Annotated in this window: 24 protein-coding genes; 14 read left to right on the top strand and 10 right to left on the bottom strand. The window is 72.0% G+C overall.

From position 1 onward, the window contains the following. Positions 1-34 precede the first annotated feature (34 nt). From IE272_RS11985 to pssA, 8 genes are all read left to right on the top strand, one after another. Positions 35-832, top strand: coding sequence for a GNAT family N-acetyltransferase (locus IE272_RS11985; RefSeq protein ID WP_057666754.1), 798 nt, complete (start codon positions 35-37; stop codon positions 830-832). Positions 833-1,186: 354 nt separating this feature from the next. Continuing rightward, complete coding sequence (ccrA, locus tag IE272_RS11980; protein ID WP_050359083.1) at positions 1,187-2,524, top strand: crotonyl-CoA carboxylase/reductase; 1,338 nt, start codon at positions 1,187-1,189, stop codon at positions 2,522-2,524. Between the two features lie 9 nt (positions 2,525-2,533). Further along, the gene (locus IE272_RS11975; RefSeq protein WP_050359082.1) at positions 2,534-4,546 is read left to right on the top strand and encodes an ethylmalonyl-CoA mutase; all 2,013 of its coding nucleotides are present in this window, start codon (positions 2,534-2,536) and stop codon (positions 4,544-4,546) included. Beyond that, a complete protein-coding gene (locus IE272_RS11970) occupies positions 4,543-5,517 on the top strand; it encodes an HpcH/HpaI aldolase/citrate lyase family protein (RefSeq protein WP_050359081.1) in 975 nt (324 codons plus the stop codon). The genes IE272_RS11975 and IE272_RS11970 overlap by 4 nt, the downstream gene beginning before the upstream one ends. A 2-nt stretch (positions 5,518-5,519) precedes the next feature. Further along, positions 5,520-6,023 carry a MaoC family dehydratase gene (locus IE272_RS11965; RefSeq protein WP_010058362.1) on the top strand — a complete coding sequence of 168 codons (504 nt, stop codon included), beginning with the start codon at positions 5,520-5,522 and terminating at the stop codon, positions 6,021-6,023. 49 nt (positions 6,024-6,072) lie between these two features. After that, the gene (locus IE272_RS11960; RefSeq protein ID WP_050359080.1) at positions 6,073-7,278 is read left to right on the top strand and encodes an acyl-CoA dehydrogenase family protein; all 1,206 of its coding nucleotides are present in this window, start codon (positions 6,073-6,075) and stop codon (positions 7,276-7,278) included. Between the two features lie 180 nt (positions 7,279-7,458). Further along, entirely contained in the window at positions 7,459-8,106 is a 648-nt protein-coding gene (locus IE272_RS11955) for a phosphatidylserine decarboxylase (protein WP_050359079.1), read from the top strand. Then, a complete protein-coding gene (pssA, locus tag IE272_RS11950) occupies positions 8,093-8,956 on the top strand; it encodes a CDP-diacylglycerol--serine O-phosphatidyltransferase (protein WP_250571356.1) in 864 nt (287 codons plus the stop codon). The genes IE272_RS11955 and pssA overlap by 14 nt, the downstream gene beginning before the upstream one ends. Positions 8,957-9,072: 116 nt before the next feature. Here pssA and IE272_RS11945 read toward each other — a convergent pair whose 3' ends face one another. From IE272_RS11945 to IE272_RS11935, 3 genes are read right to left on the bottom strand one after another with little or no spacing between them, the layout of a single operon-like run. After that, the gene (locus tag IE272_RS11945; RefSeq protein ID WP_190006822.1) at positions 9,073-9,825 is read right to left on the bottom strand and encodes a PIG-L deacetylase family protein; all 753 of its coding nucleotides are present in this window, start codon (positions 9,823-9,825) and stop codon (positions 9,073-9,075) included. A 42-nt stretch (positions 9,826-9,867) separates the two neighbouring features. Then, positions 9,868-10,488: a DUF1796 family putative cysteine peptidase gene (locus IE272_RS11940; RefSeq protein ID WP_050359077.1), complete on the bottom strand. Its 621-nt coding sequence runs from the start codon at positions 10,486-10,488 to the stop codon at positions 9,868-9,870. An 11-nt stretch (positions 10,489-10,499) separates the two neighbouring features. Then, positions 10,500-11,648 (bottom strand): class I SAM-dependent methyltransferase, encoded by a 1,149-nt coding sequence (locus tag IE272_RS11935; protein ID WP_050359075.1) that lies wholly within the window; start codon positions 11,646-11,648, stop codon positions 10,500-10,502. Positions 11,649-12,078: 430 nt separating this feature from the next. Here IE272_RS11935 and IE272_RS11930 point away from each other — a divergent pair, with 430 nt between their 5' ends. Together IE272_RS11930 and IE272_RS11925 are read left to right on the top strand one after the other, a co-directional pair. Next, positions 12,079-12,927, top strand: coding sequence for a hypothetical protein (locus IE272_RS11930; RefSeq protein ID WP_056706141.1), 849 nt, complete (start codon positions 12,079-12,081; stop codon positions 12,925-12,927). 31 nt (positions 12,928-12,958) lie between these two features. Further along, positions 12,959-15,160, top strand: coding sequence for a bifunctional serine/threonine-protein kinase/ABC transporter substrate-binding protein (locus IE272_RS11925; protein WP_190006821.1), 2,202 nt, complete (start codon positions 12,959-12,961; stop codon positions 15,158-15,160). A gap of 33 nt (positions 15,161-15,193) precedes the next feature. Here IE272_RS11925 and IE272_RS11920 read toward each other — a convergent pair whose 3' ends face one another. Genes IE272_RS11920 through IE272_RS11900 form a run of 5 tightly spaced genes read right to left on the bottom strand, consistent with a single transcriptional unit; the run spans position 15,194 to position 20,072 of the window. Continuing rightward, entirely contained in the window at positions 15,194-16,447 is a 1,254-nt protein-coding gene (locus IE272_RS11920; RefSeq protein WP_056705937.1) for an ABC transporter substrate-binding protein, read from the bottom strand. Further along, positions 16,444-17,598 carry a branched-chain amino acid ABC transporter permease gene (locus IE272_RS11915; protein WP_190006820.1) on the bottom strand — a complete coding sequence of 385 codons (1,155 nt, stop codon included), beginning with the start codon at positions 17,596-17,598 and terminating at the stop codon, positions 16,444-16,446. Before IE272_RS11915 ends, IE272_RS11920 begins: the two co-directional genes overlap by 4 nt. Next, positions 17,591-18,481, bottom strand: a complete 891-nt coding sequence (locus IE272_RS11910; RefSeq protein ID WP_056705940.1) for a branched-chain amino acid ABC transporter permease — start codon at positions 18,479-18,481, stop codon at positions 17,591-17,593. Before IE272_RS11910 ends, IE272_RS11915 begins: the two co-directional genes overlap by 8 nt. Next, positions 18,478-19,278 (bottom strand): ABC transporter ATP-binding protein, encoded by an 801-nt coding sequence (locus IE272_RS11905; RefSeq protein ID WP_050359286.1) that lies wholly within the window; start codon positions 19,276-19,278, stop codon positions 18,478-18,480. Before IE272_RS11905 ends, IE272_RS11910 begins: the two co-directional genes overlap by 4 nt. After that, positions 19,275-20,072, bottom strand: a complete 798-nt coding sequence (locus IE272_RS11900) for an ABC transporter ATP-binding protein (protein WP_050359070.1) — start codon at positions 20,070-20,072, stop codon at positions 19,275-19,277. The genes IE272_RS11905 and IE272_RS11900 overlap by 4 nt, the downstream gene beginning before the upstream one ends. 262 nt (positions 20,073-20,334) lie before the next feature. Between IE272_RS11900 and IE272_RS11895 the strand changes: the two genes are divergently transcribed. Next, positions 20,335-21,054, top strand: a complete 720-nt coding sequence (locus tag IE272_RS11895; RefSeq protein ID WP_056705943.1) for a PucR family transcriptional regulator — start codon at positions 20,335-20,337, stop codon at positions 21,052-21,054. A 370-nt stretch (positions 21,055-21,424) separates the two neighbouring features. On the opposite strand, the gene IE272_RS11890 is transcribed toward IE272_RS11895, so the two are convergent. Further along, the gene (locus IE272_RS11890) at positions 21,425-22,543 is read right to left on the bottom strand and encodes a glycerate kinase (protein WP_050359067.1); all 1,119 of its coding nucleotides are present in this window, start codon (positions 22,541-22,543) and stop codon (positions 21,425-21,427) included. Positions 22,544-22,681: 138 nt separating this feature from the next. On the opposite strand from IE272_RS11890, the gene IE272_RS11885 reads away from it, so the two are divergent. Beyond that, a complete protein-coding gene (locus IE272_RS11885; protein ID WP_190006819.1) occupies positions 22,682-23,179 on the top strand; it encodes an NUDIX domain-containing protein in 498 nt (165 codons plus the stop codon). A gap of 92 nt (positions 23,180-23,271) precedes the next feature. Here the strand turns inward: IE272_RS11885 and IE272_RS11880 are convergent, their stop codons facing one another. After that, a complete protein-coding gene (locus IE272_RS11880; protein WP_056705946.1) occupies positions 23,272-23,472 on the bottom strand; it encodes a type II toxin-antitoxin system VapB family antitoxin in 201 nt (66 codons plus the stop codon). Positions 23,473-23,646: 174 nt separating this feature from the next. Between IE272_RS11880 and IE272_RS11875 the strand changes: the two genes are divergently transcribed. After that, positions 23,647-24,429: a CoA transferase subunit A gene (locus tag IE272_RS11875; RefSeq protein WP_050359064.1), complete on the top strand. Its 783-nt coding sequence runs from the start codon at positions 23,647-23,649 to the stop codon at positions 24,427-24,429. A 1-nt stretch (position 24,430) separates the two neighbouring features. Next, on the top strand, positions 24,431-25,084 hold the full coding sequence (locus IE272_RS11870; protein WP_056705954.1) for a 3-oxoacid CoA-transferase subunit B: 654 nt from the start codon (positions 24,431-24,433) through the stop codon (positions 25,082-25,084). The last annotated feature ends 50 nt before the right edge of the window (positions 25,085-25,134 follow it).

Here is a 25,134-nt window from a genome sequence, read left to right as displayed (position 1 = left end):
CGCGGTGGCCCCGGGCCCGTGGTGTGGTTCGCCCATGCGAACCGATGAAGTACGCGACCTGTACGACCGCGCGATGCGCGAGCACGCCCGCCCCGAGGGCCCCGGGGTCGAGGTCGAGCGCGCCGGGCCCCTGGTGCGCCAGGTCGGCGGTCCCGACGACTGGAACGGGATCGTCTGGTCGGACCCGGAGCTGGACGCCGAAGGGGCCGACGCGGCGATCAGGGCCCAGATCGGGCACTACACCGCGCTCGGCCACGGGGAATTCGAGTGGAAGCTCTACTCCCATGACCGGCCCGCCGACCTGGGCGACCGGCTGCGGGCGGCCGGATTCGCGCCCGAGCCGCCGGAGACTCTGCTGGTCGCCCCGGTCGAGGCGCTGACCTCCCTGCCCGGGGCCGAGCTGCCCGAGGGCGTCGTCCTGCGCCCGGTGACCGACGCGGCCGGGGCCGAGCTGATGGCGCTGGCCCACGAGCGGGCGTTCGGCACGGACGCGGGCCGGCTGCGCCACCAGGTGCTGACGCGGCTGGAGCGGGCTCCGGACGACTTCGTGGCGCTGGTGGCGATGGCCGGCGGGGAGCCGGTCAGCTCGGCCCGCATGGAGCTGTACCCCGGCACCGCGTTCGCCGGGCTCTGGGGCGGCGGAACGGTCGCCGAGTGGCGCGGCAGGGGCCTGTACCGGGCCCTGGTCGCCCACCGGGCCGCCGTGGCCGCCGAGCGCGGCTACCGCTACCTCCAGGTCGACGCGACGGACATGTCGGCCCCGATCCTGACCCGGCTCGGCTTCACGGCGCTCGGCACGACGACGCCGTATGTGTACCGCCCGGCCGGGTAACCGCCTGCCAGCAGGACAGAACGTCCCGTAACACCCATCGTGTTGCTCATGCGTGCCCACGGGATGACAAGTGAGAGAAATTGTTGGCACTGGGTGCCTTGTCAGGTGTCACGGAGTGCCATACGTTGAAGGTGTCCGGGCGGCCGGCGTGCTGAGACCTCACACGTACGCCGGCTGTCCCCGCAACCACCGTGCTGCGCGCCCGGACGCCTGCGTCACAGGCACCTTCTTGCTCCACCGGGCAAAGCCAAAGATCTACTCGCCGAACCGACGGCAACACCTCCAGAACCGCCCCTCCCTGCCAGCAGGGCCCCTCAAGCGTTCCCTCGACGCCGCATCACCGGAGGCAACACCGTGAAGGAAATCCTGGACGCGATCCAATCGCAGGACAGCACCGCCGCGGACTTCGCGGCCCTGTCCCTCCCCGAGTCCTACCGTGCGATCACCGTGCACAAGGACGAGGCGGAGATGTTCGCGGGACTCGAATCCCGCGACAAGGACCCCCGCAAGTCGCTCCACCTGGACGAGGTCCCGGTCCCCGAACTCGGCCCCGGCGAGGCTCTCGTCGCCGTGATGGCCAGCTCGGTGAACTACAACTCCGTCTGGACCTCCATCTTCGAGCCGGTGTCCACCTTCGGCTTCCTGGAGCGGTACGGGCGGCTCAGCGAGCTCACCAAGCGCCACGACCTGCCGTACCACGTCATCGGCTCCGACCTCGCGGGCGTCGTCCTGCGCACCGGCCCCGGCGTGAACGCCTGGAACCCGGGCGACGAGGTCGTCGCCCACTGCCTCTCCGTCGAGCTGGAGTCCTCCGACGGCCACAACGACACGATGCTCGACCCCGAGCAGCGGATCTGGGGCTTCGAGACGAACTTCGGCGGCCTCGCCGAGATCGCCCTCGTCAAGTCCAACCAGCTGATGCCCAAGCCCCAGCACCTCAGCTGGGAGGAGGCCGCCGCCCCCGGCCTGGTCAACTCCACCGCGTACCGCCAGCTCGTCTCGCGCAACGGCGCGGGCATGAAGCAGGGCGACAACGTGCTGATCTGGGGCGCCAGCGGCGGACTCGGCTCGTACGCCACCCAGTTCGCACTGGCCGGCGGCGCCAACCCGATCTGTGTCGTCTCCAGCCCGGAGAAGGCCGACATCTGCCGTGCCATGGGCGCCGAGGCGGTCATCGACCGCAACGCGGACGGCTACAAGTTCTGGAAGGACGAGCGCACCCAGGACCCCAAGGAGTGGAAGCGCTTCGGCAAGCGCATCCGGGAGTACACCGGCGGCGAGGACATCGACATCGTCTTCGAGCACCCCGGCCGCGAGACCTTCGGCGCCTCGGTCTACGTCACCCGCAAGGGCGGCACCATCACCACCTGCGCCTCCACCTCCGGCTACATGCACGAGTACGACAACCGCTACCTGTGGATGTCGCTCAAGCGGATCATCGGCTCCCACTTCGCCAACTACCGCGAGGCGTGGGAGGCCAACCGCCTGATCGCCAAGGGCAAGATCCACCCGACGCTCTCCAAGACGTACACCCTGGAGGAGACCGGCCAGGCCGCCCACGACGTCCACCGCAACGCCCACCAGGGCAAGGTCGGCGTCCTCGCCCTGGCCCCCCGCGAGGGCCTGGGCGTGCGCGACCAGGAAATGCGCGAGCAGCACATCGACGCCATCAACCGCTTCCGCAACGTCTGAGGTTCTCCGATGAACGAACGTCAGAAGGACCGGCCCTGGCTCATGCGGACGTACGCCGGTCACTCGACCGCCGAGGCGTCCAACGAGCTGTACCGCCGCAACCTCGCCAAGGGCCAGACGGGTCTCTCGGTCGCCTTCGATCTGCCCACGCAGACCGGATACGACCCGGACCACATTCTCGCCCGCGGCGAGGTGGGCCGTGTCGGTGTTCCCGTCTCGCACCTCGGTGACATGCGGCGGCTGTTCCAGGACATCCCCCTGGAGCAGATGAACACCTCGATGACGATCAACGCGACCGCCATGTGGCTGCTGGCGCTCTACCAGGTGGTCGCGGAGGAGCAGGGGGCCGACCCCGACAAGCTCCAGGGGACCACGCAGAACGACATCGTGAAGGAGTACCTCTCGCGCGGGACGCACGTCTTCCCGCCGGTGCCCTCCCTGCGGCTGACCACGGACATGATCACGTACACGGTCAACCGCATCCCCAAGTGGAACCCGATCAACATCTGCAGCTACCACCTCCAGGAGGCGGGGGCCACCCCGGTCCAGGAGATCGCGTACGCCATGTCGACCGCCATCGCGGTGCTCGACGCGGTCCGCGACTCGGGCCAGGTGCCCGAGGAGAAGTTCGGTGACGTGGTCGCCCGCATCTCGTTCTTCGTGAACGCCGGCGTCCGCTTCATCGAGGAGATGTGCAAGATGCGCGCCTTCGGCCGTATCTGGGACCGCGTCACCCGCGAGCGGTACGGCATCGCGAACGCGAAGCAGCGCCGTTTCCGCTACGGCGTCCAGGTCAACTCCCTCGGCCTGACCGAGGCCCAGCCGGAGAACAACGTCCAGCGCATCGTCCTGGAGATGCTGGCCGTCACGCTCTCCAAGGACGCCCGCGCCCGCGCCGTACAGCTGCCGGCCTGGAACGAGGCGCTGGGGCTGCCCCGGCCCTGGGACCAGCAGTGGTCGCTGCGGATCCAGCAGGTGCTGGCGCACGAGAGCGATCTGCTGGAGTACGAGGACATCTTCGCCGGTTCGCACGTCATCGAGGCCAAGGTGGACTCGCTGGTCGAGGAGTCGCTGGCGGAGATCGACCGGATCCAGCAGATGGGCGGCGCGATGGCGGCCGTCGAATCCGGCTACCTCAAATCGGAGCTGGTCTCCTCGCACGCGACACGGCGGGCCCGGATCGAGGGCGGCGAGGAGAAGATCGTCGGCGTCAACATCTACGAGACGACCGAACCCAACCCGCTCACCGCCGACCTCGACGGCGCGATCATGACGGTCGACCCCGAGAACGAGGCGCGGGTCGTGGCCGCCCTGCACGAGTGGCGGGACAACCGCGACGAGACGCGCGCCTCCGAGGCGCTGGCCGCGCTGAAGAAGGCCGCCGCGGGCACCGAGAACATGATGGAGGCCACCGTCGAGTGCGCCCGCGCGGGCGTCACCACCGGCGAGTGGTCCTGGGCGCTGCGGGACGTCTTCGGCGAGTTCCGCGCGCCCACCGGGGTCTCCTCGGCCCCGGTGGCGGTCACCGCCGAACCGGGCAGCACGCTGGCCCTGGTCCGCGAGAAGGTCACCCGCACCTCCGCCGACCTGGGCGTGGGACGGCTGCGGCTGCTGGTCGGCAAGCCGGGCCTGGACGGGCACTCCAACGGGGCCGAGCAGATCGCCGTACGGGCCAGGGACGCCGGGTTCGAGGTGGTCTACCAGGGCATCCGGCTGACCCCCGAGCAGATCACCGACGCGGCGATCGCCGAGGACGTGCACTGCGTGGGCCTGTCGATCCTGTCCGGCTCGCACGCCGAGCTGGTGCCCGACGTCCTGCACCGGCTGCGCGAGGCCGGAGCCCCGGACATCCCGGTGATCGCGGGCGGCATCATCCCGCCGGCCGACGCCGCCGCACTCATCGAAGCCGGTGTGGCCGCCGTCTTCACCCCGAAGGACTTCGGCATCACCGAGATCATCGGCCGTATCGTCGACGAGATCCGGAAAGCGAACAAGCTCGACCCTCTGGAGGTCCCCGCATGACCACGCCCACCACCCCCGTGAACCGGCTGCGCCCGCGCCGCTCGTGCCTGGCCGTGCCGGGCTCGAACCCGCGCTTCCTGGAGAAGGCTCAGGGCCTCCCGGCCGACCAGGTCTTCCTGGACCTGGAGGACGCCTGCGCGCCGCTCGCCAAGGAGGGCGCGCGCCACACCATCGTGGACGCGCTGAACAACGGTGACTGGAGCGGCAAGACCCGGGTCGTGCGGGTCAACGACTGGACGACGCACTGGACCTACCGGGACGTCATCACGGTCGTCGAGGGCGCGGGGCCGAACCTCGACTGCATCATGCTGCCGAAGGTCCAGGACGCCCAGCAGGTCGTGGCGCTGGACCTGCTGCTGACCCAGATCGAGAAGACGATGGGCTTCGAGGTCGGGAGGATCGGCATCGAGGCGCAGATCGAGAACGCCAAGGGCCTGGTGAACATCGACGACATCGCCGCCGCCTCGCCCCGCCTGGAGACGCTGATCTTCGGCCCGGCCGACTTCATGGCCTCGATCAACATGAAGACCCTGGTCGTCGGCCAGCAGCCGCCCGGCTACCCGGCGGACGCCTACCACTACATCCTGATGCGCATTCTGATGGCGGCCCGTACGCACGACCTCCAGGCGATCGACGGCCCGTTCCTCCAGATCCGTGACGTGGACGCCTACCGCGAGGTGGCCGGCCGCGCCGCCGCCCTCGGCTTCGACGGCAAGTGGGTGCTGCACCCGGGTCAGGTCGACGCGGCGAACGAGGTGTTCTCGCCCTCGCAGGAGGACTACGACCACGCCGAGCTGATCCTCGACGCCTACGACTGGTGCACCTCCGAGGAGGGCGGCAAGAAGGGCTCCGCGATGCTCGGCGACGAGATGATCGACGAGGCCAGCCGCAAGATGGCGCTGGTGATCGCCGGCAAGGGCCGGGCCGCCGGCATGCAGCGCACCTCCAAGTTCGAAGCCCCGGAGGCCTGATCATGCAGTTCGGACGCACCTTTGAGGAGTTCGAGGTCGGTGCCGTCTACAAGCACTGGCCCGGAAAGACGGTCACGGAGTACGACGACCACCTCTTCTGCCTGCTGACCATGAATCACCACCCGCTGCACATGGACAGCAATTACGCGGAGAAGACGACCGACTTCGGGAAGAACGTCGTCGTCGGCAACTACATCTACTCGCTGCTGCTCGGCATGTCGGTGCCGGACGTCTCCGGAAAGGCCATCGCCAATCTGGAGGTCGAATCGCTGAAGCACATCGCGCCGACCTTCCACGGCGACACGATCTACGGCGAGACGACCGTGCTGGACAAGACCCCGTCGAAGTCCAAGAACGACCGCGGGATCGTGTACGTGGAGACCAAGGGCTACAAGCAGGACGGCACGGTCGTCTGCGTGTTCCGCCGCAAGGTGATGGTCCCCACCGAGACGTACATCAAGGAGCGCGGCGGAGAGCAGCCCGGCCGCCCGACGCCCGCCAAGTAACTGTGTGAAGCCTTAAGGCCATCCGCGTGAAGCCACAGGAGAAGCAGCCATGACGCGACTCGCCCAGACCGCCGGTCTGAACGACATCCAGCGGGAAATCCTTTCCACGGTCCGGGATTTCGTCGACAAGGAGATCATTCCGGTCGCGACCCGGCTGGAGCACCGCGACGAGTACCCCACGGAAATCGTCGAGGGGCTCAAGGAACTCGGCCTGTTCGGGCTGATGATCCCCGAGGAGTACGGGGGTCTGGGTGAGTCGCTGCTCACCTACGCGCTGTGCGTGGAGGAGATCGCGCGCGGCTGGATGAGTGTGTCGGGCATCATCAACACGCATTTCATCGTGGCCTACATGCTCAAGCAGCACGGCACCCAGGAGCAGAAGGACACCTTCCTGCCGCGGATGGCGCTCGGCGAGGTGCGCGGGGCTTTCTCGATGTCCGAGCCGGCGCTCGGCTCGGACGTCTCGGCGATCTCGTCGAAGGGTGTGAAGGACGGCGACGAGTACGTTCTCAACGGCCAGAAGATGTGGCTGACGAACGGCGGAACCTCCACTCTGGTGGCCGTTCTCTGCCGAAGTGACGAAGGCCACCCGGAGGGCACCGCGCCGCACAAGTCGATGACGACCTTCCTCGTCGAGAAGGAGCCCGGCTTCGGAGAGGTCCGGCCCGGCCTGACCATCCCCGGGAAGATCGACAAGATGGGCTACAAGGGCGTCGACACGACCGAGCTCATCATGGACGACCTGCGCATTCCGGCCAATCGCGTCCTGGGGGGCGCGACCGGCCGAGGGTTTTACCAAATGATGGACGGCGTCGAGGTCGGGCGGGTGAATGTCGCCGCGCGTGGTTGCGGTGTCGCACAACGTGCATTCGAACTGGGCGTTTCGTACGCGCAGCAGCGCCACACCTTCGGCAAACCGATCGCCCAGCACCAGGCGATCCAGTTCAAACTGGCTGAAATGGCCACCAAGGTCGAAGCCGCTCATGCGATGATGGTCAATGCAGCACGCAAAAAGGACTCCGGGGAACGAAACGACCTGGAGGCAGGGATGGCGAAGTACCTCGCCTCCGAGTACTGCAAGGAAGTCGTCGAGGACGCCTTCCGTATCCACGGCGGTTACGGCTTCTCCAAGGAGTACGAGATCGAGCGCCTCTACCGTGAGGCACCGATGCTGCTGATCGGTGAAGGTACCGCCGAGATCCAGAAAATGATCATTGGCCGGCGCCTCTTGGAGGAGTACCGATTCCAGGGCTGATTGTCCCTTTCGAGGTGATTTGGTGGCGAAGAACATCACACCGGGTCACCCTCGGCGGGTGCCTTTCCGCCGTCCGACTCGGCTGCTGGCTTGCCCAGTTGCGCCCGGCAACCGATAGCATCGCCGGAAAGCCGCCGTCCCCCGTTGCCAGCGCGGCATCATCCGCTACGAAGGTCATTCATGCCCGACAGCACTTCCTCCGCATCCCGCGGCGGGGTCCGCATCGCCCGCGGAGCATCGCCGTGGCTCCTGCCGACCGTCGCCACCGCAGCCCTCAGCCTGGCCCGCGCCCGCAAGTCGGGGCGCTGGGCAGCAGTGGCCGTGCCCACCACCGCGCTCGCGGCGGGCATGCTGTGGTTCTTCCGTGACCCCGAGCGCGAGATCACTGAGGGCCGGGTCATCTCCCCGGCCGACGGTGTGGTGCAGAGCATCATGCCGTGGAAGGACGGGCGCACCCGCGTCGCGATCTTCATGAGCCCGCTCAACGTCCACGTGAACCGCGCTCCGCTGGCGGGCACCGTGACGTCGGTCGAGCACATCCCGGGCGGCTTCGTTCCGGCGTTCAACAAGGAGAGCGAGAACAACGAGCGCGTTGTCTGGCACTTCGACACCGAGCTCGGCGACATCGAGATGGTGCAGATCGCGGGAGCGGTCGCCCGTCGGATCGTGCCGTACCTCCCCCAGGGCACGAAGGTGGAGCAGGGCGAGCGCATCGGCCTGATCCGCTTCGGCTCGCGCGTGGACATCTACCTCCCGGAGGGTATCGATGTCGCGGTCGAGGTCGGTCAGGCCACCACCGCGGGGGTGACTCGAATTGACCGTGATTGATCCTGATACCAAGGCCGGCTGGGTGCCGGAGGCCGACGACGAGAGCGAGGTCGACGGCGCGGAGGAGATGCCGCTCTCGATGCGGCTGTCGATAGCGGACACGCTCACGCTCGGTAACGCGACGTGCGGATTCATGGCGGTGTACTTCACCACCACGGGCATTCTGATCCCGCACCTCACGGGCAGCGACGAGACGGGCATGGCCCGGCACTCGGCCGCCACCGCCGTGATCCTCATGCTGATGGCCGCGATCTTCGACCTGTTCGACGGTCTCGTGGCGCGCAAGCTGCGTTCCTCGCCGATGGGTGCCGAGCTGGACAACCTCTCGGACCTGATCAGCTTCGGGCTCGCACCGGCCTACTTCGTGCTCGTGTACGGCATGGTCGCCGACGACGCCCATCAGCGGGTGTCGGCGCTGGCGGCGATCGTGGTGTTGCTGGCGGTGGTGCTCAGGCTTGCCAGATTCTCCTGCGTGACGCTCAAGGACGGCATGTTCCAGGGCATGCCGAGCCCCTTCGGCGCGCTGACGGTCGTCTCGATCGTGCTCCTGGAGCTGCCCTTCATCCCGACGCTGCTCGCGATCGTCGGTGTGGCGTGGCTGATGGTGAGCCGGGTGGAGTACCCCAAGCCGCGGGGCATCCTCGCGGTGGCGATGCTCGGCTGGATCGTGGCCGCGATGGGCCTGCTCGCCGCATGGGCGTTCGACGCGCCCGGCGGTCAGCTGCTGCTCCAGACGGGCTGCGCGCTCCAGGTGGTGCTCGGCGCGGTGATACCGCTGTTCGCCACGGCGCGACGGGTGAACACGTTCCGTGACAACCGGCGCGAGGCGCGGGCGGCACAGCTGCCGTAGCGGCGGACGAACGAACCAGGGCGAGGGCCCCGGATGCTCCCCGGCATCCGGGGCCCTCGTGCGTTCCCGCCACGCTCAGGCTTTCCCCGGCGCTCGTACGTTCCCCGGCGCGCGGGTCACTCGCGGTCGCGGGGGTCCGGGCTCCAGATCAGCTCGGCGCGCAGCGGGCCCCTGCGGGCCAGGACCGCTCCGTGCACGGGGGCGAGCGCGGCGAGCTGGGAGGCGTGGCACAGGACCGCCTCGCGCTTGGCCGCCCACTGCTCGTCGGAGAGCACCAGCTCATGGCGGACGGTGAGCCGGCGGGTGCGGTTCAGCTCCTGGTAGGCGGGCCCCCAGTCCTCGCTCGCGGCCAGTGCCTCGCCCGCCCCGGGGGTGCCCCATTCCGGGAGGTGTCCGGTGTAGGGCAGGTCGGCGTAGACCCAGGGCTCGGGTGCCCCGGCGGCGGCGAGGACCCGCTGGGTGCGCAGGCGGACGGCCGCGTGGTCGGGCTGGTTGGTGCCGAGCGGTACGAGGACCCGGGTGCCGGGGGCCAGCGAGCGCAGCAGGGGGTCCAGGCCGGAGGGCTCGTCGCCCTCGCCCACGTACGGGCCGTCGGGGTGGTCGACGAGGACCTGCTCGACCCCGAGGAGCGCGCAGGAGCGGGCGTCCTCGGCCCGGCGCGCCCGGTACGCCTCGACGGCGGAGCTGAACCCGCAGAGGGCGTCCCAGTCCGAGACCGGGAGGCCGGGGGCCGGGGAGCCGCCGTGGACGGTGACCACCGCGAGGGGGCCGGGGAGGGTGGGCAGCAGTCCCGCGAGGGAGAGCGCGGCGTCGTCGAAGTGCGGCGAGATGACGACGGTGCGCCAGGGCGGGGGTACGGCGATGGGCACGGTTCCTCCGGAGGGGTTGCGGGCGGCTCGGCGGGCGGGTGTTCAGGGCCCGGCGCGGCGGGGGATGTCCAGCGGGGCCAGGGCGGCGTCCCAGGCGGCGTCGTCGCCCTCCCAGCGGCCCGGGTCGAGCGCGGCCGTGCCCCACAGGACGCCGGGCGGCAGGGCGTCGGTGTCCGTCGGGGGCGTACGGCGCAGCCACAGCAGGTCGAAGTCGTGGTCCGGGTAGCGGGTGCGCAACAGCCGGTGCAGGTCGGCCAGTTCCGGGGCGCCGCTCTCGTCGAAGGCGTCCTGGTGGACGTACAGGACCCGGGACCGGGAGGCGGTCAGCTCCCGCCAGCGGTCGGCGAGGTGGGTGAACTTGGCCCGGACCGCCGGATACTGCTCGGCGATGAGGGCCGGGGTCAGCGGGGTTCCCTCCGGGGCGTGGAACTCGTGGAAGAAGCGGATGTTCGAGCCCCGGTCCCGTACGCAGGCGCCGTCGCTGAACGGTTCGCCGAGGCCGGGGCGGAGGACGTTGGCGAAGTCGGCCTCGATGGTCTCCTTCACGGCGGTGAGGTCGAGGTCGAGCCAGTCGAAGAAGTGGGCCCGCTCGACGCCGGTGATCCGGCGGAGCTGGTAGGTCGACTCGCAGTGGTAGCCGAGCCCGACGCAGACGTCGTACATCGCGGGCCCCGTCAGACGCCGGTGCGCCGCAGCAGGACGCCGATGCTGCCGCGCTTGCTCAGATAGGCGCGGCCACCGCAGACGGCTTCCAGCGCGGGGGCGACGAGCGGTGTCTCGTCGGCCTTCTCCCAGTGCGGGGTGCGCTCCAGCCAGGGGGTGAGCCGGGCGGCGAGCGTCTCCGGTTCCAGGGCGACGAGGACCAGGTCGGCGGGGAGGCGGTCGAGCAGGCCGAGATCCTGGCCGTAGTACAGCATCTCGATCAGGAGGTAGGCCGCGCCCGGGAGTTCCGGGCGGGCGGCCAGGTCCTCCAGGGACTCCGCGTGGATGTGCGCGGTGTCCCCGGCGTGGGTGGCCAGTCGGTGGCGGAAGACCGGGTTGGGTTCGGTCGCGTGGACGGTGAAGCCCTTGTCCACGAGCCGGGTGGTGAGGGCCCCTTCGCAGGCCCCGACCTCGACGAGGGGCCCGCTGCCGGGCGGGCAGTGCCCGGCGACCCACGCGACGGTGGCGTCCAGCCGCTCCGCCTCGTAGGCGGACGTGGCGAATTCCCAGGGGTCGGGCACCGAGGCGGCGTCCTCGTCGAGGCTGGCCAGGAGCGCGAACAGCCGCTCGCGTTCGTCGGGTCCGGCCGCGAAGAAGCGTTCGGTGGCGTGGACCCGGCCGGTCCGGACGACGTGCTCCTCCGAGGCGGTGCGCAGCAGGTGTCCGCAGTGCCGGTTGACGAAGGCGAGCTTGGCGGCGACCTCGGCCCGGTCCAGGGGACGGTCCAGGTCGCTGATGAACTGGAGGTAGGGCGAGTGGCCGACGGCGTGCAGGACGGGCCGTTCCCCGGCGGCGAGGGCGGCGTCCCGGCCGAGCCGGCCGCGGCTGCGCCGGGTGTCGGCGGGCGAGTGGGTCCAGAGGCGGGCCGGGCCTCCCTGGGCCGAGGCCTCGACGAGGGCGGCCAGCGCCTCGGGTCCGGGCGATGCGGCGTGCTCGTCGACCGGCCCGACCAGCGGGGCCAGGGCGTCGAGCCGTTCGGCGAGCGGGCGGCCCGCCGGGAGCACCAGGCGCTCGCCGGTGTCGCCGCACAGGACGTGGACCTCGCCCTCCTCGCCGCCGATCACGGAAAGGAAGTCCAGAGCGGCGTCCTCGGCCCTGAGCACCGCCACGATGTCGATCACGGATGGATCCCCTCAGCAGAACTCGGCAGGACAGGGTCACAAGCTGGGCGGACCCGGCCCGGGGGCGCGGAGTCCGGAATGAGCTAATCACCGGCGACCCATGTGGTCCAGACCAATTTTCCGCCGATCATGACGTCCCTGGGAGCGGTCGCGCGGCGGGCGGACCTCCCCTGCCGCCGCGCCGGAACCGGCTTTCCGCTCCCGTCGACGGTTGAGTTCCGGCCAACTCCGGTCGTCCTTCATGTGCGGCGCTTACCATCCCGCGCGTCGGGCCGCCAGAGGCGAAACCCCGCTGTCTGCTGAGCCGTTCCGCCGCCCGGTTGAGTACCGGCTTCCCGTCACCGGGCGCTGTCCGCTTCTAGAATCGCCTCGCTGCCGACGCCCGGACTGTTCGGCCGGGGTGCGGAGCGGGGACCAGGGGGGTCCGATGATGAAGCTGATGCTGGTGGGAACACGCGTGGTGGCGGTCGCGGCGGCGGGGGTGCTGCTGGCCGGGTGCGGCGGGTCGGCGTCGAAGGGCGGGGACGGGCCGGCCCCGGAGCCGAGCGGATCGGCGAAGCAGGGCGGCCGCGCGGCCGACGGCAGGAAGACCGACGCGACGGGCAAGCCGGACGCGAAGGAGTCCACGCTGCCGGGGGCGCTGCCCAGCGCCTACGAGTTCACGCCGAACCCGGCGCGGGTGCCGAAGGACGCGGACCGGGCGCGGAAGCTGACCCGTGGCGCCGCGCTCGGGGAGACCGACTGGACCGCCGGGATGGTCCGGCACACACCGTACGAGAGCGGCGGCACCTGGCCCGTGCTGGCGGACTCCTGCGTCTGGAGCCGCTCCGCACTGCCCGCCGGGGTGCTGGACAGCTTCACCCGGCGGCTCGACGTACCGGCGCGGGACGGCAGGGGCCGCGTCCAGGGGGCGGTGACCGTGACCGTGCACCGGAGCGTGGCGGGCGCCGAGAAGGAGATCGAGGACACCGTCCAGGAGAGCTTCCGCTGCCCGCAGCAGGAGCTGGGCGGCGGGCAGCGCCTCAGCGGTCTGATGTCCCTCCGGTTCGACCAGAAGGACGTGCGCAACGCGGACGCCTCGCTGTTCGAGGCGGGGAAGTACACCGGCCCGGAATCGGGCGGGATCCAGGACTACGTGTGGACCAAGTCCCGGATCGGTCCGGTGACGACGGCCGTGTCGGTCAAGGGCGCGAAGGGCTACAAGAACAGCGACCTGCTGCGGATCGCCGCCGAGGGCGGCGCCAAGGTGCTCTACCGCGTCGAGCTGGAACTGAAGTGACCGCGGGCCCGGACGAAAGGCACTGACCCTGATGGAACCGCTCCGTTCCGCCGACCCGGCACGGATCGCCGGGTACCGCGTCCTCGGCCGGCTCGGCGCCGGGGGCATGGGCGTGGTGCTGCTGGGCCGGTCGCCCGGCGGCGCGCTGGTGGCGATCAAGCTGATCCGCGCGGAGTACGCCGACGACGCCGCCTTCCGCGCCCGCTTCCGGCGGGAGGTGGCCATCGCCCGGCAGGTACGCAACCGGTGGGCGGTGCCGGTGGTCGACGCCGACACCGAGGCGCCGGCCCCGTGGCTGGCCACCGAGTTCGTGCCGGGGCCCGCGCTGAGCGAGGCGGTCGGCAGCGGGGGGCCGCTGCCGGAACGCGGGGTGCGGGCGCTGGGCTCGATGCTCGCGGAGGCGCTGGAGGCCGTCCACGCGGCGGGGCTCGTGCACCGGGACGTGAAGCCCGGCAACGTCCTGCTGGGTCTGGACGGACCCCGGCTGATCGACTTCGGGATCGCGCGGGCCCTGGACGACACCGTCCTCACGGCGACGGACGTGATCGTCGGCTCCCCCGGCTTCCTCTCGCCCGAGCAGGCGCAGGGGCGGCGGATCGGCCCGGCGAGCGACGTCTTCTCGTTGGGCTGCGTCCTGGTGTACGCGGCCACCGGCGGGCGGCCGTTCGGCAGCGGCCCGGTGGAGGCGATGCTGTTCCGCACCGTGCACGACACGGCGGACCTGAGCGCGCTGCCGCCCGGACTGGTCCCGGTCGTCGAGGCGTGCCTGTCCAAGGACCCCGAGGACCGTCCGGCGGCGGCGGACATCCGCCGGGCGTTCGCCGAGGACGTGTCGGGCGGCAGCTGGCTGCCCGGTCCGGTCACCCATCTGATCGCCGAGCGCTCGGCGCGGATGCTCGCCCTGCCCGACATCGACGCGACGAGCCTGGACGCCGGCACGGCGGGCGGCCCGGGCACCGAATCGGGCACCGGCACGGGCGCAACCACCGGAACGGGGACCGGAACCGGCGGCCGGGACACGGCCGCCCTGCCGGCCTCCCCCGCCCGTCGCCGTTTCCTCGCGTACGTCGCCGGCGGCGCGGCGCTCGCGGCGACGGGCGGTACCGCCGCCTGGCTGGTCTCCTCCGGCGACGGCAAGGGCACGGGCGGCGGCGAGGGGGACGACGGGAAGACGGCCCGCCCGGAGCTGCACATCGGGCTCCAGGCCGACCTCAGCGGCCCGTCGGCGGCCCTCGGCACGGGACAGGACCGGGCGGCGCGGCTCGCGGTGGCGGAGCACAACGCGCGCAGGGACGCGCCGTTCACGCTGCGGCTGACCACGATCGACGACGGGGGCGACGAGGAGCGGGCGAGGGCGGCGGTGCGCCGGTTCGCCGAGGACCCGCTGCTGGTGGCCGCCCTGGGCGCGACCGGCACGGACGCGGCGCGGGAGGCACTGGTCGCGTACGACGAGGCGGCGCTGCCGCTGCTCAGCGTGGTCGACGGGGACATCCGGCACCTGAACCGGATCTTCCTGTGCGCCAGGCCGCGCAACGACATGCAGATGCTGCCGGTGGCCCAGTTCCTCGGGGCGTACGAGATCGACCGGATCGCGCTGGTCGACGACGGCACCGAGTACGGCCGGCAGACCACCCGCTTCCTCGACACGGGGCTGCGCGGCAACGGCCGCACGGTGCTCGCGGAGACCGTGCGGGAGGGCGCCCGCGACCTGGACGCGGAGGCCGTGCGGATCGCCGCGAAGCGGCCGGGCGCGGTGGTGTACGGGGGCGGGTGGCGGGACGCCGGACGGTTCGCCAAGTCGCTGACCAGGGCCGGGTTCCTCGGGCCGAAGATCGCCACCCAGGCCGTGCACGACCCCCGGTTCCTGGCGGAGGCGGGCGAGGACGCGGCGGGCTGGCTGGTCGTCTCGACGGCCGCCGACCCCGCTTCGGTGCCCTCGGTGCACCCGTTCGCCGCCGCCTACCGCAAGCGGTTCGACGGCGCGCCGCCGCTGTTCGCGGCGGAGGCGTACGACGCGGTCGGACTGATCGCCGCCTGCGCGCGGGGACTGGGCCGGGAGCGGATCAGCCGCCAGGACCTGCTGCCCGCGCTGCGGACCACCTCGTACAAGGGGGTGTCCAAGAGCTACGCCTTCGAGCCCGCCAACGGGATGTACACCGGGACCGGGGTCTTCGTCTACCGCGTGGAGCGGGGGCGCTTCCGGTACATCGGGATGGACGGCCGGGAGGTCTGACCGGGCGTGCCCGGTCGGACCTCCCGGCAGCGGTCAGGAACCGGCGGTGAAGGACTCGGCCGCCGCGGCGACCTCGGCCGGCCGGACCACCTTCAGTCCGCCGGCGGCGCCGGCGTCCGGCTTCATGATGACGCTCTCCCGGGTGGACGGGGCCTTCGGGTCCGAGAAGTCGTGCGACACCCCGAACTCGCTCCCGTACCCCTTGATCGTGAGCAGTGCCTTGTCGATGCCCTCGCGGGTGAGGTCCTTGTCGTCGCACGCCTTCGACAGGGCCTCGCCGAACAGGGAGGCCGCCGTGTAACCGGCGACGACGCCGTTGTCGAGCACGTCCTTCGGGTACTGGGCGGCGTACTCCTTCGCGAGCTTGGCGGGGCCGTCGCCCGGGTCCCCGATGGGCAGCGTGGAGGCGGCGACGTAGTAGTCCTTGAGCAGCGCGGGGCCCGCCTGGGTCTTCAACAGCTGCGGGGCGAAAGCCGAGTTGTTGCCGACGACCGGGACGTCGAAGCCGGTGGCCGCCGCGACGCCGACGAGCGAGGCCGCCTGGCGCGGGCCAGCGCTGACGATCACGGCCTTGACCCCGGCCTGCTTGAGGGCGGCGACCTGGGCCGTCATGTCGTTGTCGGTCGGCTTGATCTTCTGCTCGACGACGGTGAGACCGGCCTCCTTCGCCGCGTGCTTCGAGCCGACGAGCGCGTTCTCGCCGTAGTCGCCCTCGAAGTACACATGACCGATCTTGTCGCCCTTGGCGATGCGCTTCTCGGCCAGGAGATAGTCGATGAGGTTGATCGTCTCGACGTCGTAGGTGGCGCCGATGACCCGGACGTACGGGGAGCCCAGCAGATTCGCCGACCAGGCCTGCGGCAGCACGAGGCCCTTGTCCTGGCCGTCGATGCGCTGCTCGACGGCGGCGACGAACGGGGAGCCGATGAACTGGGCGAAGCCCACCACCTCCGGCTCCAGTTCGGTGTACGCGGCGATGGCCTTCTGCGGGTCGTATCCGTGGTCGCGGACCGTCAGTTCGATCTTCCGGTCGCAGATGCCGCCCTCGTCGTTCGTCTGCTTGACCCACAGCTGCTGCGCCTGGGTGACGCTCTTGCCCAGCGAGGCGTAGACGCCGGTCATGTCGGTCAGCACGCCGAGGGAGATCGTCGAGGAGGAGACCCCGGGGCCCGTCTTGATCCCGCCCTCGCCCTCCTCGGTCGCCTTTCCGTCGGTCGCCTTGCCGCTGCACCCGACGAGGGTGACGGCGAGGGTCGCGACCACGGCCGTGAGCACTCTGAGTTTCATGACTTCTCCCCTGGATTCTTCGGAGCCGCGGGCTTCTTCGCGCGTGCGAGGCCCAGGCGGGCGAGGCCGCCGGGCAGGAACAGGACCACCGCGACCACCGCGGCGCCGTACAGATAGCGGGACGCCTCACCGGGAGCCAGCCCGCCCGTGCCGGGGGCGGAGACCAGCGGCAGGGAGTCGCTGTAGTGCGTGAACACCTGCGGGAGCAGGGTGACGAAGGCCGCGCCGATCACGGCTCCGGCGACGCTGCCGAGCCCGCCGATGACGATCATGGCGAGGTATTCGAGGGACAGGATCATGCCGAAGTACTCGGGGACGGTCCGCTGGAAGACCAGGGCGAGCAGGACGCCCGCGAGGCCCGCGTACATCGAGGACAGGACGAAGACGCCGGCCCGGTAGCGGGCCACCGGCACGCCCATCACCCCGGCCGCGATCCGGTGGTCGCGGATGGCGTTCATCGCCCGGCCCGGCCGGCCGCGCAGCACCCCCCGGGCGAACAGCGCGCTCAGCAGGAGCGCGACCAGGCCCGCGTACCAGAGCTTCTCCGAGGAGCCGAACGGCACGGCGGCGACGACGACTTCGGTGTCGTCGAAGGTGAAGCCGAGCAGCGACAGCGGCGGTACGGCCCGGCCGTTGTAGCCGCCGGTCAGCGAGCCCGCGTTGAACAGGACGTGCTGCCCGATGAAGATCAGCGCGAGGGTCGCGATGCCGAGGTAGGCGCCGCGCAGCCGGCCGGCGATGGGGCTGAACAGCCCGCCCGCCGCTCCGGCGAGCAGTACGGCGAGGATCGCGGCCAGCCAGGTGGGCAGCCCGAGTCCGGTCAGCGTGTGCCCGTTCTCGGTGCTGCTCTCGCCCGCCAGGACGCAGTAGCCGTACGCGCCGACGGCGAGGAAGAACGCGTGGCCCATGGAGAGCTGCCCGGTGGCGCCGGTGAGCATGTTGAGCCCGATGGCGCCGATCGCCGCCGCCATCGCGAACAGTCCGGCCTGGAGCCAGAAGCGGTCCAGGTAGAAGGGGAGGACGAGGAGCAGGAGGGAGCCGATGAGGACGGCGTACGTACGGGGGCGGCGCAGCCGGTCGGTGAAGCTCTCCGCGCCGCCGCCGGGTGCGGTGGCGGGTGCGGCAGGGGCTTCGGGGGTGGTGTCAGACACGGGCCAGCTCCTTCGTGCCGAAGAGTCCCGCGGGCCGGATGAGCAGGACCGCCACCATCACCAGGTAGGGCGCCAGGTCGCCGATGCCCCGGCCGAGGAAGGAGAGGTCGCTCTGGTAGCCGGTGGCGAGCGACTCGGTGACGCCGACGATGAGTCCCCCGGCGAGCGCCCCGGTGGTGGAGTCGAGTCCGCCGAGGATCGCGGCGGGGAACGCCTTGAGCGCGGCGAGCGACGTGGCGCGCTCCAGGCCCGGGGTCGGGAACACGGTGAGGAAGAGGGCGGCGACGGCGGCAAGGGCTCCGGCGACCGCCCAGGCGGCGAGCGAGACCCGCCCCAGCTTGATGCCCATGAGCGCCGCCGTCTGCGGGTTCTCGGCGGCTGCCCGCATCGACACGCCCCACGAGGTGTAGCGGAAGGCGAGCAGGAACACCGTGATCAGCAGCCCGGCGGCGAGGAACGCGGCGATCCGGGTCTGGGCGAGGGTGATGCCTCCGACGGAGACGACCTCGTTGCCCCAGGGGTCTCCGAGGGCGAGCACGTCCGTGCCCATCCGGCGGGTGAGTTCGGTGATCAGGAGGATGTCGACGCCGATGGTGACGATGGCCAGGACGCTCTGGTCGCTGCCCCGGTAGCGGCGCATCACGAAGAACTCGATGCCCGCCCCGACGGTCGCCGCGCCCGCGATCCCGACGAGCAGCGCGGGCCAGAACCCGATGTCGTCGTGGAGCACGGCGGTGACGTAGCCGCCCGCCAACAGCAGGGACGCGTGGGCGAAGTTGACGACCTCGGTGGCCTTGAAGATGACGACGAACCCGAGCGCGATGAGTGCGTAGACCGAGCCGATCGACAGGCCGCCGAGGAGGAGTTCGACGAACGTGGTCATTGAGGTGCTCCCAAGTAGGCCTGGACGACGGCCGGGTCGTTCTGGACCTCGGCGGGGGTGCCCCCGGCTATCCGTCGTCCGAAGTCGAGTACGGTCACCGCGTCCGCGAGCCGCATCACCACTCCCATGTCGTGCTCGACCAGCACGATGGAGATGCCGAGGCTGTCGCGCACATCGGCCACGACGGCCGCGGTGCGACGGCGCTCAACCGCGGTCATCCCGGCGATCGGTTCGTCCAGCAGCAGGACCTTCGGCTCCATGCACAGGGCGCGGCCCAGCTCGACGAGCTTCTGCTGTCCGTACGGCAGTGATCCGGCCGGTCGCTCCAACTCCTTGTCGAGGCCGATGAATTCGGCGATCTCCCGGACCCGGTCGCGGTGGCGCCGTTCCTCCCGGGCGGCGGAGGGCAGCCGCAGGCCTGTGGCGACGAACCCGGAGCGGGTCAGCCGGTGGCGGCCGAGCAGGAGGCTGTCGGCGACGGTCGCCTGCGGCGGCAGCGCCAGGTTCTGGAAGGTGCGCGCGACCCCGAGGTCCGCGATGGAGTGCGGCGGGAGTCCGGTCAGCTCGGTGTCGCCGAGGCGGACGTGCCCGGAAGTGGCGCGGTAGACGCCGGACAGGACGTTGAAGCAGGTGGACTTGCCCGCGCCGTTGGGCCCGATGACGGCGTGCACACTGCCGGGCTCGACGGTGAAGGAGACGCCGTCCAAGGCCGTGAGCCCCGAGAAGCGGACGGTGACGTCCTCGACGGCGAGTGCGGCCGTGGTGCTGTGCGCGGAGGCCGTGGCGGTGGTGGTCACGCGGACCACCTGCTCAGGGTGCGGCGGTTCCGGGCGGCCGGGTCGGCGTCCGCCGCCGCGTCCTCGTCGACGACGCCGAGGTAGCGGCGGCGGACCTCGTCGGACGCGGCGAGTTCGTCGGCGGGCCCGGACAGGGCGACCTCGCCGACGTCGAGGACGTACGCCGTGGAGGCGAGCCGCAGGGCGATGGCCGCGTTCTGCTCGACGAGCATGACGGAGGTGCCGCTCGCGTTGATCTCCCGCACGGTCTCGGCGATCCTGGCCGCCATCAGCGGGGCGAGGCCGAGCGAGGGCTCGTCCAGCAGGAGCAGCCGGGGTCCCGCCATCAGGGCGCGGCCCATCGCCAGCATCTGCTGCTCGCCGCCGGACAGCAGTCCGGCACGCTGGTGCGCGCGGTCGGCGAGCACCGGGAACAGCTCGTGGACCCGGGCCAGCGCCGCGCTCGTCCCCTTGCGCCCGCCACGTGCCCCGAGGGCTCCCGCCCGCAGGTTGTCGGCCACCGTCATCCGGGCGAAGACCTGCCGGCCCTCCGGCACCTGGACCACTCCGGCGGCCACCACCTGGGCGGGCCGCAGCCCCTCCAGGGGGCGGCCGTCGAACCGGATGGTTCCGGTGCCCGTCCCGCGGTGGAAGCCGAGGGTCCGCGACACGGCCCGCAGCAGTGTGGTCTTGCCCGCGCCGTTACCGCCGAGTACGGCGGTGATCCCGCCGTCCGGCACGTCGACGGAGATGTCGCGCAGCGCCCGGACCGGGCCGTAGCCGACGGAAAGCCCGCGGATCTCTAGCGTTGCCATGCGTCCTCCTCCTTCCGCCTTGTCGTCCCGTGTTCACCTGTCGTGCTCATCGGTGAAGTCATGGCGTCGTGTGTGGTGCCACAGACCAGCACCGGGCGGGACGTGCGTCCACGGCGCGGGACCGACTCGATGCGGGCGACCAGCGAACGAAGGGCCTCGTTGTGCACGCGCACAGACGCGGTGACGGGCGGGCGCCCGCGCGCACGGCCGCTGGCATCCTCATCGGTCATCAGGAACGCCCGGACCGGGGACGGAGCGGCGGATGCGGCGTGGAACGCGGTACGGGGCGCTGCTCGGCCCGCTGCTGGCGGGCGGGGCGCCGCCGGACCTGGTGGAGCGTGCGGCACGCGGCCTCGGGCTGCCGGAGCGGGGGCGTTACGCGGTGGTGGTGCTGGGCGCGCCCGTACCGGAGGCCGCGGTGGCGGAGGGCCCGGACGGGGACGGGGCGCGCTGGTGGTGGTGCGGCGCGGGGGACGGGGACGTCGCGGTGGTGTTACTGGGCGCGGAGGGCCCGGCCGGGGCGGTGGCGCGGCTCGGGGAGCACGGTGCGGGGCCGGGAGGCATGAGTCCGGTGGTGGGCTCGCCGGCGGAGCTGGGCACGGCGCGGCGGCTCGCGGGCACGGCGCTGCTGACGTGTGCGCCCGGCAGCAGGGAGGTCGTACGGCTCGACGAGCGGCTGCCGACGGCCCTGCTGGTGAGCGGGCCGGAGCTGTCGGCCCGGCTCCTCGCGGAGGTGTTCGGTCCGCTGCTGGCGCTGGTCCCGGCGGAACGTGCGGTGCTGGTCGGAACGCTGGAGGCGTGGCTGGAGTGCGGGGGTTCGGTGGGGCGGGCCTCGGTACGGCTGCGGTGTCATCGCAACACGGTGTTCAACCGGCTGCGGCGCCTGGAGCGGCTGACCGCGCGCTCACTGTCACGGCCGCGTGAGCTGGTCGACCTGGTGCTGGCGCTGGACGTGCTGAGGCTGTGGTCCGCGGTGCCGTGAGGGCGGGAGCGGGGGCCCGTGCGGGGCCGGGGGCGGGCGCGGCGGTGCGGTGCGGCACGCGGGGCGGCGCGGCGGGTGCGGGGCCCGTGCGGGGTGCGGGCCAGGGCAGGGGCGGCAAGTGCGGGGCCGGGGCGGAAACGCGGCGTGGAGTGGGAGCGGGCAGGGCGGGGTGCGGCACAGGGCGCGACGGTGCGAGGCGCGGGAGGAGTCGGCGTACGGGAGGGGCCCGGCGTCTGTCCCCGGGCCCCTCCCCCGCGCTCTCCCCGTACGCCTGCCGCGTACGCCTGCGCTGCGTATGCCTGCTGCGCTGCGTATGCCTGCTGCGCTGCGTATGCCTGCTCCGCGTACGTCCGCCCGCCGTACGCCCGCGTCAGCGCAGCAGGAAGTCCCGGGCGATCGACTCCGCCGCCCGTTCCAGCAGCGGTCCGGCCTGGGCCATGGACACGGCCGGGTCCGGTTCCAGCTCGGCCAGGGCGTAGGCGCGGCGGATGCCCGCCTTCTCCAGGGCCTCCGGGGGCAGGGCGAGCCGGCCGCAGACCGCGACGACCTCGATCCCGGCCGCGCGGGCGGCGGCGGCGACCCCGGCCGGGGCCTTGCCGTGCAGCGTCTGCTCGTCCAGCGAGCCCTCGCCCGTGATGACCAGCGTGGCGCGGGCGAGCGCGGGGGCGAAGCCCAGCACGTCGAGCATCACCTCGATGCCGGGGCGGAAGCGGGCGCCGAGGGCGACGAGCGCCCCGTAGCCGATGCCTCCGGCCGCGCCCGCGCCGGGCAGGGCCGCCTGGTCCGGGCCCAGGATCGAGGCGTAGTGCGCCAGGGCCGCGTCGAGGACCGCGATGTCCTCCTCGCTCGCGCCCTTCTGGCGGCCGTACACCTCGGGAGCGCCCTTCGGCCCCGTCAGCGGGTTGTCCACATCGCTGGCCAGGACCAGGTCGATGTCGGCCAGCCGGGGGTCGAGCCCCGAGAGGTCGGCCTCGGCCAGCTCCGCGAGCGGGCCCCCGCCGGGGCCCACGGGCTTGCCGTCCGCGTCCAGGAAGCGTGCCCCGAGGGCGGCGAGCATGCCCGCGCCGCCGTCCGTGGTGGCGCTGCCGCCGACCCCGAACACGATCGTCGTCGCCCCCGCCCCCAGGGCGGCCAGCAGCAGTTCGCCCGAGCCGTACGTGGTGGCCGTGAGCGGGGCGAACACCCCGTCGGGCAGGTGCTGGAGGCCCGAGGCCTCGGCCATCTCCACCACGGCGGTGGACCCGCGCAGCGCGTACGCCGCCGTCACCGGGTCCCCGAGAGGACCGGTCACCCGCGCCTCGCGGCGCTCGAATCCGGCGGCCACCGCGGCCGCGACCGTTCCGTCGCCGCCGTCCGCGACCGGCAGGGTCTCCACCCGCACGCCGGGGACGACGCGCCGCAGCCCGGCCGTCACCCGCTCCGCGACCTGCACGGCCGTGAGCGAGCCCTTGAACTTGTCCGCCGCCACGAGCACGCGGGCGGTCTCCACATCTGCTCCGTCCGTCACCTTGCATCCCTTGCTTTCGAACAGGCAGTCGCGCCGCCCCGACCTTATCCGCACGCCCCCTGATCTGCCCATGGCTGTCCACGGCCGTGCGGTCCGGCCCGCCCCACTACGCTGTCGGCCGTGACGACTCCCGATGCCGACTACGCCGTGTACATCGCCGGGCTCCCCCGGGTCCTTTCCGCCGCCGCCTCGCTCTTCCGTGACGCGGAGGGAAGGCTCCTCCTCGTCGAGCCGAACTACCGCAAGGGCTGGGCCCTGCCCGGCGGGACGGTCGAGTCGGAGGCGGGTGAGGGGCCCCGGCACGCCGCGCGACGCGAGACGGCGGAGGAGATCGGCCTCGACCTCGCGCCGGGACGGCTGCTCGCCGTGGACTGGGCGCGGGGCGCCGGCCGCCCGCCGATCGTGGCGTACCTGTACGACGGCGGGGTGCTCACCGCGGACCAGCTGGCGGCGATCCGGCTCCAGGAGGAGGAACTGCTGTCCTGGCGCCTGGTGGCGCCCGCCGATCTGGACGGCTTTCTGCTCGGCCCGCTCGGCAGCCGGGTCCGGGCGGCGCTGGAGGTCCTGGCGTCCGGCGGCGGGACCGCGGAGCTGGAGGACGGCGCGCCGGTCGCGTAGGGCCGTTCGCGAAGGGGGCCAGGGAGTGTCCGGAAAGTATCGTCGTCCGCCCTCGGGCCAGACGAGACTTTGCGGACACGACCTAGGGGTGATCAGCCCTGCTGCGCCTCGGGCTTGACCTCCGTGTCGCGCACCGCCCCCTCGCGGTCGGCGACGAGGGCCTCCGTGCGGTGGCCGCGCGCGATGTAGTCGCGTACCACGAGTTCGACGGCGTCCTGCGGGTTGCCGACCCCCGCGAGCACCATCACTTCGACGACGAGTTCGGCATCCAGACTGACGGTCACCTTGGCCATGCGCGGACCCTACCCCGGCGTGTTCCGCACGCGGGCCGGATTCCCCGAGGAGCACCGCTCCGGACGGTCGCAACCACCATCCGGACCGGCCCCGCTATGGGGTCGGCCGCCATCGCCGCGAGCCGTCACCGGTTCCTAGTCTCGTGCGCAGTCGATGAGGCGAGAGGTGGACGGATGAGCAGGGACAAGGTGGTCGCCGACGCGGCGGACGCGGTCGCGGACGTCGAGCGCGGGGCGTCGCTGGCGGTGGGCGGATTCGGGCTGTGCGGCATTCCCAGTGTGCTGATCCACGCTCTGCTGGAGCGGGGCGCCGGTGACCTGAGGGTGGTGTCCAACAACTGCGGGGTGGACGACTGGGGCCTGGGCCTCCTGCTGCGGGAGGGGCTGATCTCGCGGATGACCAGCTCCTACGTGGGGGAGAACAAGGAGTTCGCGCGCCAGTACCTCCAGGGTGAGCTGGAGGTGGAACTCGTCCCCCAGGGCACTCTCGCGGAACGGTTGCGGGCCGGCGGTTCGGGCATCCCGGCGTTCTACACGCCGGCCGGCGCGGGCACCATGATCGCGGAGGGCGGTCTGGCCTGGCGCCACGGTACGGACGGCTCCGTCGCGGTGGCCTCGCCGCCCAAGGAGAGCAGGACCTTCGGCGGACGCGAGCACATCCTGGAGGAGGGCATCACGACCGACTTCGCGCTGGTGCGCGCGGCCGTGGGCGACCGGCACGGGAACCTCCGGTTCGACTCCTCCGCCCGCAACTTCAACCCGCAGGCCGCGATGGCCGGGCGCATCACCGTGGCGGAGGTGGAGGAGCTCGTCGAGCCCGGCGAACTCGCCCCCGACGACGTCCATCTGCCCGGGATCTTCGTCCAGCGGGTCGTCCTCGTCGGGAGCGCCGACCCGCGTGCGGAGAAGCGCGTCGAGCGCCGTACCGTCCGCCCCGCCCACGAAGGGAACCGCTGAGATGCCGCTGACGCGTACGCAGATGGCGGCCCGCGCCGCCCGGGAGCTGAAGGACGGCGCCTACGTCAACCTCGGCATCGGTCTGCCGACGCTGATCCCCGACCAGTTGCCGGGCGGCGTCGAGGTGGTGTTCCACTCGGAGAACGGCCTACTCGGCGTCGGCCCCTACCCCGTCGCGTCCGAGGTCCGGCCCGACCTGATCAACGCAGGCAAGGAGACGGTGACGCTGCTGCCCGGGGCGTCCTGTGTCGACTCCGCGCTCTCCTTCGCGATGATCCGCGGCGGGCACATCGACGTCGCGGTCCTGGGGGCGATGCAGGTGTCCGCCTCCGGCGACCTGGCCAACTGGGTGATCCCCGGCGCGATGGTCAAGGGCATGGGCGGCGCCATGGACCTCGTCCACGGCGCCCGGCACGTCATCGTGTTGACGGAGCACACAGCGCGCGACGGTTCCCCCAAGCTGCTCGGGGAGTGCACCCTGCCCCTCACCGGCCGGGGCGTGGTGCACCGGATCATCACCGATCTCGCGGTGCTCGACGTCACCCCCGGCGGCTTCCTGCTGCGGGAAGTGGCCGACGAGGTGACGGTGGATCAGGTGCGTGCCGCGACCGGGGCGGAGCTGACCGTGGCGCCCGACCTCGCACCGGCGGCCTGAGCACCGGCGGCCCCGGACGCCGTCCCGTAGCAGCAGGGCACGCTCCCGGC

The sequence above is a fragment of the Streptomyces anulatus genome, assembly GCF_014650675.1.
Lineage (GTDB): Bacteria > Actinomycetota > Actinomycetes > Streptomycetales > Streptomycetaceae > Streptomyces > Streptomyces anulatus.
The sequence above is the reverse complement of the archived record's forward strand: the minus strand, read 5'-3'. Positions and strand labels throughout refer to the sequence as shown.